Origin of the sequence: Pseudomonas sp. BF-R-19, assembly GCF_019956445.1 — a bacterium.
Taxonomy (GTDB): Bacteria; Pseudomonadota; Gammaproteobacteria; order Pseudomonadales; family Pseudomonadaceae; genus Aquipseudomonas; species Aquipseudomonas fluorescens_BH.
Map to the genome: position 1 here is coordinate 1 of NZ_JAHBDN010000120.1, position 9,539 is coordinate 9,539.

General features: G+C 57.7%; 12 protein-coding genes and 1 pseudogene. 7 read left to right on the forward strand and 6 right to left on the reverse strand.

Going from position 1 to position 9,539, the window contains the following annotated elements; genetic code table 11:
* The 4 genes and pseudogenes from KGB28_RS30490 to KGB28_RS30505 all read left to right on the forward strand — a co-directional run.
* Positions 1-179, forward strand: a pseudogene (locus tag KGB28_RS30490) (ammonium transporter); the annotation flags it as partial.
* 105 nt (positions 180-284) lie between these two features.
* Positions 285-521 (forward strand): glutaredoxin family protein, encoded by a 237-nt coding sequence (locus KGB28_RS30495; protein ID WP_150726312.1) that lies wholly within the window; start codon positions 285-287, stop codon positions 519-521.
* 171 nt (positions 522-692) lie between these two features.
* A complete protein-coding gene (locus KGB28_RS30500; protein ID WP_008020364.1) occupies positions 693-1,010 on the forward strand; it encodes a hypothetical protein in 318 nt (105 codons plus the stop codon).
* A gap of 155 nt (positions 1,011-1,165) precedes the next feature.
* Positions 1,166-2,056 carry a pseudouridine synthase gene (locus KGB28_RS30505; RefSeq protein ID WP_223449141.1) on the forward strand — a complete coding sequence of 297 codons (891 nt, stop codon included), beginning with the start codon at positions 1,166-1,168 and terminating at the stop codon, positions 2,054-2,056.
* Between the two features lie 84 nt (positions 2,057-2,140).
* Here KGB28_RS30505 and KGB28_RS30510 read toward each other — a convergent pair whose 3' ends face one another.
* On the reverse strand, positions 2,141-2,362 hold the full coding sequence (locus KGB28_RS30510) for a YgdI/YgdR family lipoprotein (RefSeq protein ID WP_007994800.1): 222 nt from the start codon (positions 2,360-2,362) through the stop codon (positions 2,141-2,143).
* Between the two features lie 77 nt (positions 2,363-2,439).
* Positions 2,440-3,042, reverse strand: coding sequence for a molybdenum cofactor guanylyltransferase MobA (mobA, locus tag KGB28_RS30515; RefSeq protein ID WP_151215066.1), 603 nt, complete (start codon positions 3,040-3,042; stop codon positions 2,440-2,442).
* An 81-nt stretch (positions 3,043-3,123) separates the two neighbouring features.
* Here mobA and moaB point away from each other — a divergent pair, with 81 nt between their 5' ends.
* The gene (gene moaB / locus KGB28_RS30520) at positions 3,124-3,663 is read left to right on the forward strand and encodes a molybdenum cofactor biosynthesis protein B (protein WP_150755993.1); all 540 of its coding nucleotides are present in this window, start codon (positions 3,124-3,126) and stop codon (positions 3,661-3,663) included.
* Positions 3,647-4,873 carry a gephyrin-like molybdotransferase Glp gene (gene glp / locus KGB28_RS30525; RefSeq protein WP_223449142.1) on the forward strand — a complete coding sequence of 409 codons (1,227 nt, stop codon included), beginning with the start codon at positions 3,647-3,649 and terminating at the stop codon, positions 4,871-4,873. Before moaB ends, glp begins: the two co-directional genes overlap by 17 nt.
* A 64-nt stretch (positions 4,874-4,937) precedes the next feature.
* Here glp and KGB28_RS30530 read toward each other — a convergent pair whose 3' ends face one another.
* The 4 genes from KGB28_RS30530 to KGB28_RS30550 form a co-directional block, all read right to left on the reverse strand.
* Positions 4,938-5,252, reverse strand: coding sequence for a hypothetical protein (locus KGB28_RS30530; protein WP_223449143.1), 315 nt, complete (start codon positions 5,250-5,252; stop codon positions 4,938-4,940).
* A gap of 293 nt (positions 5,253-5,545) precedes the next feature.
* Positions 5,546-6,205, reverse strand: coding sequence for a response regulator transcription factor (locus KGB28_RS30540; protein ID WP_223449144.1), 660 nt, complete (start codon positions 6,203-6,205; stop codon positions 5,546-5,548).
* A complete protein-coding gene (locus KGB28_RS30545) occupies positions 6,202-7,095 on the reverse strand; it encodes a sensor histidine kinase (RefSeq protein ID WP_223449146.1) in 894 nt (297 codons plus the stop codon). The genes KGB28_RS30540 and KGB28_RS30545 overlap by 4 nt, the downstream gene beginning before the upstream one ends.
* 500 nt (positions 7,096-7,595) lie before the next feature.
* Positions 7,596-8,066, reverse strand: coding sequence for a hypothetical protein (locus KGB28_RS30550; RefSeq protein ID WP_150726326.1), 471 nt, complete (start codon positions 8,064-8,066; stop codon positions 7,596-7,598).
* 462 nt (positions 8,067-8,528) lie between these two features.
* Here KGB28_RS30550 and KGB28_RS30555 point away from each other — a divergent pair, with 462 nt between their 5' ends.
* Positions 8,529-9,464, forward strand: coding sequence for a chemotaxis protein CheV (locus KGB28_RS30555; protein ID WP_223449145.1), 936 nt, complete (start codon positions 8,529-8,531; stop codon positions 9,462-9,464).
* Positions 9,465-9,539: the final 75 nt, after the last annotated feature.

Genomic DNA, 9,539 nt, shown 5'->3' on the forward strand with positions numbered 1-9,539 from the left:
GGGTCAGCCTGATCAGCCAGTTGATCGGCACAGCGCTGGGTATCACTGTGGCTCTGGCTGGCGGATTTGCGGTGTATGGCGTGATCAAGGCGTTGCATGGATTGCGCCTGAGCCAGGAAGAGGAGTATTACGGCGCGGACCTGTCGATCCACAAGATTGGCGCCGTGAGCCAGGACTGACTCGGGTCTCCTTATCGTCGCTGGCATCAGGGCAGGGGCCGCAATGGCTCGACGGTTTTTCGGGGCAGGCCTAGAATGGTCACTTAATTTTCTGGTTGAGCGCTCATGCCTCCCGAATGTCAGCTGTTCGGCACCCTTGGATGCCATCTCTGTGAAGTAGCCGAAGCCATGTTGATGGAGTTCGTCGAGCGCGGCCTGCTGGTGGAACTGGTGGATATCGCCGACGATGAAACGTGGTTCGCCGCTTACAGCCTACGTATTCCGGTGTTGCGGCGAGTCGATACCGGTGCTGAACTGGGCTGGCCGTTCAGTGCCGATCAGGTGGTGGCGTTCCTGCGTTGAGCGGTTCTTGCGCTGGCGGTATGTCCCGCCTGTCGAACTTTGCGATTGATCCCCTTGGCTTATTCGGTGTTGATCGGATACTGTATGCGCATACAGTTATTCGCGGTGCCTGCCTTGCCGTTCCTGATTTTCGGGAGTGAGCAGGCAGCCTGGGCGTGAGAGGGATGAATCGTGGTCAATGTCGAACAGTTGAAGAACAGCGTGAACCGGATGTCCGCAGACGTCGTGCGCGAGGCTGTCCTTGAGTTGCGTCTGGATGGTCTGGTGACCGAGGGGAAAACGCCCTTCAACAAAACGCATTTCAATACCTGTTTCGCAGAAATCGAAGCCTTGTTTCAACGCGCGGGTTATCACCGGCAACTCGATGTCGTGGGTTATCAGGGATTGTTGTACGCCCTGTACGACCCCGCTCGCTGGGAAGCGGTCGATGTACTGCGCTGGCTCAAGGAGTACACCGAAGCGGCGGCGCGCACGCAGATCCCGGCTTGAGGAATCTTAGGGGGCGTTTTCAATTGGTTTTCACGCCGCGCCGGGCCTGCTGTTGTGCAGGGCAAGGCGACGGGAAAACTAATTGAGAACGCCCCCTAGGTTCATTCCCCTTGCTGTTGGATAATGCCGCTCTGCACTGAGGTTAGAGCTTTCGTATGTCCACTTCTTCTTTTTCCGCGGCTCACAGCCAGGCCAGTACGCTCTACTTGCCACCTGGCCCGTGGCAGACTGTTGTTGATTGCCTGTGTGAGCATTTCAGCGCCATCGGTCGTGAACAATGGCTGGACAGAATTGCCCGTGGCCGGGTCCTCGATGGGCAGGGGATGCCGATTGCCATCGATCTGGCCTACAGGGAAGGTTTGCGGATTCATTATTTTCGCGAAGTGCCGGATGAAAAGCCGATCCCGGTGATCGAGTCGATCCTGTACGCGGACGAGCATCTGGTGGTGGCCGACAAGCCACACTTCCTGCCCGTGACGCCGGCTGGCGAGTACGTCGAACAGACGCTGCTCCGGCGCTTGATCCGGCGCCTGGACAATCCGCACCTGGTGCCATTGCATCGCATCGACCGGCACACTGCAGGGCTGGTGCTGTTTTCCGCCAATCCGCAGACCCGTTCGGCTTATCAGTCGTTGTTTCCAACCCGGCAGATCGAAAAGCGCTACGAGGCCATCGCCAAGGCGTTGCCTGATCTGGCTTTCCCGTTGGTGCATAAAAGCCGACTGGTCGATGGCGAGCCGTTTTTCCGCATGCAGGAGGGGCCGGGAGCCAGCAACACGGAGACTGCGGTCGAAGTCAGGGAAAAACAGGGGGATCTCTGGCGTTATGGTCTTTACCCGGTGACGGGCAAGAAACATCAGCTGCGGGTACATATGGCGGCGTTGGGAGCCGCTATCTGCAACGACCCGTTTTACCCCAAGGTGCTCAAGGATGCGCAGGATGACTACGCCAATCCTTTGAAACTGCTGGCTCAGGGGCTGAAATTTATCGATCCGGTCACGGGCCAGGCGCGTGAGTTCGAGAGTGAAATCACCCTGCAATGGTGATCAAGGAGCGACCCTGAAGAGCTGTTCTCCAGGCATGAAAAAGCCCGCATCAAGCGGGCTTTTCTGTATCCGGTGGCACCAGGATTACAGCTCTTTGACGGTACGAACCTGATCTTTGTTGATGCGGGTCTGTTTGCCATCGAGCTGTTCGAATTCGTAGAAACCGGAATCCTTGTCGAATTGTGGCGTGTCGACGGCCTGGATTTCGCGACCGTCATTCAAGGTGATCACCGTAGGCGATGCACAACCGGCGAGGGTGGCAAGGCCCAGTGCGAGCATGAAAGTGGCGAGGGTCCGTTGAGTCATGAGTTGTGTCTCCGAATAAGAATTCTTTGGTTGCTGAGCTTGAGACGTGTAGCGTCCGCGCAAGTTCCTGATCATTGTCAGTCTGACACAGTGTCATGACCGCTTAAAAGTTCCGGTGTGTTGAGGTTGGCCAGCCGAGGGTCTTTGTCGGGGCATTGCAGCGCGGTTGCGCCGAGCTTGCGCATCAACCGGCCAGGGCTGCGCTCACCTTCGTTCCAGGCATTTTCAAAAGCTGCCCTGTGTAGCACAGGAATCACGCACAACAACGGTTCCCAGTGGTCATCATGCCGCACCATCAGCGGCTTGTCCGGATGCAGGTTGGCGGTCTCGCGCATATTGTCGATCAGCGCCGCATCAATGCCCGGAACGTCACAGGGCAAGACCAGCAGATGGCTATGGCGAGCCGCTTTCAGGCCTGCGCGAATACCGGCCAGCGGCCCGGGGAAGTCACCTTCATCATCGTGGACCAACTGGTCGGCGTAGGGTGCGTACTTCTCAAGGTTGCGATTGCAGGAGATGATCAGGTCATCGCTCAGCGGACGGGTCTTGCGATGCAGATGCGCAATCAGGGGTTCGCCATGCCAGTCCAGCAACCCTTTGTCCCGACCACCCATACGTTGGCCGCGGCCGCCCGCCAGGAGCAGAATGGAGCAGGGTGGCAATTGTGAGTTCGTGGTCATGGCAGGCCTCCATGGGGGCGGCGAAAAAACGGAGCGCTGTGATATAACACCGGGCTGTTTCTCCTACAACTGGACGAGCCTATGAAAGCCAAGGCTGATGTACCTTTCGCACCGCTCAATATTGCAGTGCTGACTGTCAGCGATACCCGCACACTGGAAACCGACACCTCAGGTCAGGTCTTTGTCGACGGCTTGACCGCTGCCGGTCATTACCTGGCAGCCCGGGTATTGCTCAAAGATGACCTGTACAAAATTCGCGCGCAAGTCGCCAACTGGATTGCCGACGATGTCGTGCAGGTGGTGCTGATCACCGGCGGCACCGGTTTTACCGGGCGTGATAGCACGCCGGAAGCCGTCGGCTGCCTGCTGGACAAACAGGTTGATGGATTTGGTGAGCTGTTCCGCCAGATATCGGTTGCCGATATCGGCACCTCGACCGTTCAGTCCCGGGCGTTGGCCGGTCTGGCCAACGGCACGTTGGTTTGCTGCTTGCCGGGCTCGACCAATGCCGTGCGCACCGGTTGGCACGGCATACTGGCCGAGCAGCTGGATTCGCGGCATCGGCCGTGCAATTTCGTGCCTCATTTGAAACAGGCAGCGCCTTGTGAATCCCGTGGGTAAGCCTGGCAAGTCTGGCAGTCTGATGCCTGTCGAGCAGGCGTTGGCGCGCTTACTGGAAATGGCCGAGGCCTCAAGGATTGTCGAGCGTGAACGCTTGCCGTTGGCGCAGGTTCAGGGGCGTGTACTGGCTGAAAATCTGGTGTCGACGCTTAATCTACCGCCCTGGCCCAACAGTGCCATGGACGGTTATGCCTTGCGCAGGGCTGACTGGACGGGAGAGCCGTTGGTGGTCAGTCAGAAGGTGTTTGCCGGCCAGGCACCCGACCCATTGCAGCCAGGAACCTGTGCACGCATTTTCACCGGGGCGCCTGTTCCCGCCGGTGCTGATTGCGTCGAGATGCAGGAAAACGCCGAGGTTCAGGCCGATGAGCGAGTACGTTTCACTCAAGCCTTGACCCAAGGTCAGAACATTCGTCCGCAAGGCCAGGAAACCACCGTCGGCGAGCTGATTCTGCCGGCAGGTACGCGGCTGGGGCCGATCGAGCAAGGATTGGCTGCCTCCTTGGGATGCGCTGAGCTGGAGGTGGTTCGCAAGGTGCGTGTGGCGGTGCTGTCTACCGGTGACGAATTGATTGAGCCTGGGCAGACGCTGGGGCCGGGACAGATCTACAACAGCAACCGGGTGTTGTTGTGTAGCTGGTTGCTGCGTTTGGGGTGTGAGGTCGTCGACGCGGGAATTCTGCTGGACAATCTGGAAACCACTCGCTCCCGATTGGGTGAGTTGAAAGATGTCGACCTGATCCTCTCGACCGGTGGCGTATCGGTAGGAGAAGCCGATTTTCTGGGCATCGCCTTGCGTGAAGAGGGCGAATTGACGTTGTGGAAACTCGCCATCAAGCCCGGTAAGCCGCTCACGTTCGGGCATTTTCGCGGTGTGCCGGTGATTGGCTTGCCGGGTAATCCGGCATCGACCCTCGTGACCTTTGCGTTGTTGACCAGGCCCTATCTCTTGCGTCGTCAGGGTGTGCAAGACGTTGAGCCGCTGAAGGTGCAGGTGCCGGCAGGGTTTGACTGGCTCCACCCCGGCAATCGGCGTGAGTACTTGCGCGCACGGCTGGAAAACGGCAGGGCGACGATATACAAAAACCAGAGTTCCGGTGTGCTTCGCAGCGCTGCCTGGGCTGATGGACTGGTAGAAGTCCTGGAAGGTCGCACGCTGGTTCAGGGCGAAAGCGTTTACTTCATTCCGTTGAGCGAAGTCCTGAGCTGATAGCTGCAACGGCTTAGTCACACAAGACCCGGTTGATTGAACCGGGTCTTGTGTGGATGGCAATTCAATGCGCCAGAAACAATGAAATAACCTGTTCGAAACGGCTGTTGGCGATCCAGCCAAGGAGGCCAAGGATCACGGCTGTTCCGCCAGCGGAATAGGCAAGCCTGTGCTTGATGGATTTGACGTCACCCCGGACTTCGTCCATGTCCCTGCGTATGTGCTTGAGGTGTGTTTCCAGCTCGGTGACGCGAGGTTCCATATCGACTTCTCCCGTGGTTTTTGTGCTGTTACTGCATTCAGCTCGATGGCCTGCAGTTTTATTATCCGTAAGCGGCAAGACCGAAATGGCCGGTGATGCGAGGTTTTGGCATTGCATGGCACGTCCTTGTGATGTCCTGCAGCCCAAGGTCTACCAATTCAGATTTGTGGTCAATTGAGCCGATTCCTCACGTTTTGTAAGAAAAATCCTGCCGTGTAGGGATCAAATCCTTCCGACTGGAAATAATTCGTTTTCTTTCGACTTTTAACGGAGGGGGTTCTGGCGTCGACAGCATGTTCACTCGTGCGCGCCTGCCCTGGAAGGGGACAATCTGCGATTCTCGGTGCGGCCCGCGGCGTTACTCGTGCATCTGCCTGACGATTCGCCGCTGTTACGTGCCGCAGAAGTGCCTAGTCATCAAGGCTGATGATTTGTTCACGTACGGCAAACAGCACCAGGCCGGCCACATCGTAGATCTGCAGGCGCTTCATGATCTGCGAACGGTGGGTTTCGACGGTCTTGACGCTCAGCCCCAGGCCGTTGGCGATCTCTCGGGTGGATTTTCCGCGAACGATCAACCGCAGGATCTCCAGCTGACGTGCCGTCAGGTTGTGCGAGCCGGCAGGTTCTGGCTGGTGTTTCTGGTTTCGCGTCAGCGCCTGATTGATCACCGTGTGGGCAATGGCCGGGCTCAGATAGCGCTCGTTGTTGCGCAAAGCCTCCAGTGCTTGTTCGAGTTCAGTCGCCGTGGTGTCCTTGAGCAGATAGCCATGGGCTCCGGACTCCAGCGCCTGCATGATCAGGGCCGGGTCGGTGTGCATCGAGAGGATCAGGACCTTGCTCTGCGGGCGCACTCGCTTGAGCTGCTGCAAGGCTTCGAGGCCGCCGGTCTGGCGCATCGAAATATCCAGCAGGACAATATCCGGGGACAGATGCTCGACCATTTCCAGCAACTGCGAGCCGTCACTGGCCTCACCGATGACGGCATAGCCGGGCAGATCCATTACCAAGGCACGCACGCCAGCCCTGATCAGCAAGTGGTCATCCACCAGTAGTAAATTACAAGTCAATGCATAACCTTATTCGAACTGGCCCGTTCGAGCGCACGGGGCGCCCAGGGAAAAAGAGCTTCGATTTGAGTGCCTTTGCCCGGCTCGCTGGTAACGGTCAGTGTGCCGCCCAGTTGATCGATCCGTTCCGACATCCCGGCCATACCGCGCTGCCCTTCACGAACAGGGTCTGTTGCGGGCGCAAAGCCCTGGCCATCATCGCTGATCTGCAACTTCAGGCCTTGGGGCAGGCGCTGCAGGCACACCAGCAGATTTTTGGCCTGGGCATGTCGCAGGATGTTGGTGATCGCTTCCTGGGTGATACGGAAAGCGGCCACGGCCATTTCCTCCGGTATGCCGGTCAGGCGCTGCTGGCATTCCAGGCTCCAGTGCACCGGGGTGTTGGCCAGGGTCTTGAGCAGGTGTGCCCGCAGACTGGCTTCCAGCCCAAGGCTGGTCAACTGTCGGGGATTGAGAATGGCGGATACGTCACGAACTTTGGCCAGGGTTTCTTCCAGCGTGTCGCAGAGGACCGAGCATTGTTCCTGGAGTTCTTCGGGCATCCGGCGTTTGAGCCAGTCACATTGCAGTTTTGCGGCGGTCAGCAATTGACCGATGTCATCATGCAGTTCCCGGCTCAGCCGGTGACGCTCGTTTTCCTGAACCTGCAACAGCCGGTCGGCCAGTTCCTGAGGCTGGAACTTGATGGATTTGCGCGAGAGGCAGTACTGCACGGCAACACTGGTCAGCGCCGCAACGCTGAGCACCAGCAACGACAGTGGCAACGGGATGGATAAGCCATAAACCAGTAGACTGCCGAGGGTCGAGCAGGCGCATAGCAACAGCGTGAATGTGCGTGCATATGCTCGGGAAGGTGGCCACATGGCGATTGACTTGAGGCTGGCGTGCATAGCGGATGGAGCCAATGGATGTTCGCTGCGGGCTGACCGGTCATGCTGGCTGACAGGCCCCTGTTTTTAATGTGGAGCGCCGACTTCAACGGGATGTACTTTTTGTTGGAGAGTTCAGCTCCGAACTGGAGCGAGCGGTATCCGGCTGAATTCACACTGCCATTAATTGGCGTCAACTAACAGGCGGCATAGTAGCACTTAAGATACCGTTGGTCGTGTCCGTATGTATGTCCGAAAAGTCAGGAGTCCACTCGTCTGGACGACGCTTCCATAATGGAACAAGTTGATTGTTGCCGTCGCAAAATGCCAATTGCCCTGGGTTTTGTTGTTGATACCAGGCAATGTCCTGGTCAAGGCAGGCGCGCAATTGACGATGGGCAATAGTGGTCGTTAATAGATGTCGCTTATAGCTATGAAATATCCATTTGCGACATGTGCGCACTCAAGTTACAGCGCGGCATTGATAGTCAAAACACGCCATACGGCATGGTTTGGCAAGTTCAGGCCTGTCGTTCCGAATAGGATACGAGGGTGAACGGCCTGGAATTGACCGGTGGTCGAAATCGGCTTTGCCCGACCTGAAAGGCAAAGGCTTCGATCAGGGTGACCTGCTCGCTGTCGTCGAGACTGAGCTGTCCGGTGGTCTGGTCGATGAGTTCGAGTTGCCAGGCAATCAGGGTCAGGCAGTCTTTCAGGGCACTCAGCGCCTCGTCGTGCAGGCTCATGGTGTTCTGGGCGTGGTTCAGCAGGCCATGAATATGCAGAGAAAACTCAGACACGGCCGCCAACGCCAGGGCATCGGCCTTGTTGGCCAGCTTGAGCAGTATGCTGAGCATGCAGTCGATGGCGTCCTTGTCATTGCTGATCAACTGCAGATGACTCAGGCATTCCTCGGTTTTAGCCAGGAGTGTTTCAGCTTCGACGAGAAACTCGGGGAGCCGCTGGGCCCACTCTTTACGGTCGTTCGGCATACTTATCTCCACAACGTCATTTCAAATGAGGGGATATCGTGTGTGTCGACAAGGGCGGTCGGAACCCCGGCATTGCCGAGTCGTCGGGTGAACGAGCTGCGGCTGGCCCGGAGGCAGGCTGGGGAACACGAGAGGGTGGTTGGCCACTTACTTGCGATCGCACACAAAAGCCTGACTCCGTTCATGCAATGAGAATGGCGTCACATTAATGGCTATTGGATATTGCGAATATCAGGTTGCACCTGATTGTTGATAGGGGAATCCCTTACACAGGGGAACTTTTCGCGCGAACCATGGTCGCGTGACGCAGAGGTGCAGCAGATGGAATCACGGTGCTAGTAAAGCATGATGTTAATATGACATCAATGCGCGGCGTGGCATTTTAGAACGGGTCAAGCTTCGGCAAAAACAGCCGATAACCTTCTTTAAGTGAATTCATCCGAACAAGACCAGGAGTCATTGATGGCCGGCATTCTCGACACGGTAGACCAACGCACGCAATTGGTGGGTGAGAATCGCCTGGAAATTCTTATGTTCCGGCTCGCCGGACGGCAATTGTTCGCGATCAACGTCTTTAAAGTGCAGGAAGTCCTGCAGTTGCCAAAGTTGACGCTGATGCCGCAGCGCCATCCTTTTGTGTGCGGCGTGGTCAACCTGCGTGGGCAGACCTTGCCGGTGATCGATCTGTCCCAGGCCATTGGCATGCGCCCGTTGGTGCCGGGGCCTGGCAGCACGATTATCGTCACCGAGTACAACCGTTCGGTTCAGGCCTTCCTGGTCGGTGGCGTGGACCGGATCGTCAACATGAACTGGGAAGCCATTCTGCCGCCCCCGAGCAGCGCCGGCCGCCAGCACTACCTGACGGCCATCAGCAAGGTCGATGATCAACTGGTGGAAATCATCGACGTCGAAAAGGTCCTGGCCGAAATCGTCCCCTACAACGCCAAGGTCTCCCGCGACAAGCTCGAGGATCCGGTGCTGGAACGTGCCCGTGGCCGTGAGGTGCTGCTGGTGGATGACTCGAACGTGGCCCTGGCGCAATTGCGCGATACCCTGGGACAGCTGGGCGTGAAGATGCACATCGCCAGCGACGGGTTGAAGGCCTTGAACATGCTCAAGGCCTGGGCCGATACCGGCGTACACATGACCGACAAACTGCTGATGGTCTTCACCGATGCGGAAATGCCGGAAATGGATGGCTATCGCCTGACCACCGAAATCCGCGACGACCCGCGCCTGCGCGGCTTGTACGTGGTGCTGCACACCTCGCTGTCCGGCAGCTTCAACGACTCGATGGTGAAAAAGGTCGGCTGCGACAATTTCCTCCCCAAGTTCCAGCCGGACAAACTGGTCGACGTGGTGCGCCAGCGCCTGATGTTGGACGAAGTACCGGCCTAAGCGGGTCTGCACAACTGTGGGAGCGGGCTTGCTCGCGAAGGCGGTGTGACAGTTGGCATTGTTATCGACTGACAC